Origin of the sequence: Thermococcus sp. LS1, assembly GCF_012027395.1 — an archaeon.
Classification (GTDB): domain Archaea; phylum Methanobacteriota_B; class Thermococci; order Thermococcales; family Thermococcaceae; genus Thermococcus.
This window is the reverse complement of record NZ_SNUJ01000016.1, coordinates 1-412: the sequence shown is the minus strand read 5'-3', so window position 1 is coordinate 412 and position 412 is coordinate 1. Positions and strand designations below refer to the sequence as shown.

Below are 412 nucleotides of genomic sequence, written 5' to 3'. Positions count from 1 at the left end.
AAACATTATAGTATGCGTATCACTACCACGAATACCGAGTTTATTTTCTTTGGCTGCAACAGTTACACCGGGCCAATGTTTTTCAACAATTAAAGTATTAATGCCTTTCGGGCCTTTACTGGCATCTGTTTGAGCCATTACCAAATAAACGGATGCACTGGAACCATTGGTAATCCAGTTCTTTGTTCCGTTCAGTAAATAATAATCACCTTTATCTTCTGCTGTTGTTCTTTGACTTGTTGCATCGCTGCCTGCTTCAGGTTCGCTTAATAAAAAAGCTCCGAGATATAATTCACCATCTTTTTTGCCTTGTGCAATCGGCGTAAGATATTTTTGTTTTTGTTCCTCTGTCCCGAATTCCTGCAAACCATAACAAACCAAACTATTGTTTACACTCATACAAACACTGGTA

The 412-nt window shown here is 38.3% G+C and carries 1 protein-coding gene; it reads right to left on the bottom strand.

The genetic code is table 11. The annotated features are described in order from the left end of the window. On the bottom strand, positions 1-399 hold a 399-nt coding region (locus E3E26_RS11015; protein ID WP_240911737.1), incomplete at its 3' end, for an acyl-CoA dehydrogenase family protein. Between the last annotated feature and the right edge of the window lie 13 nt (positions 400-412).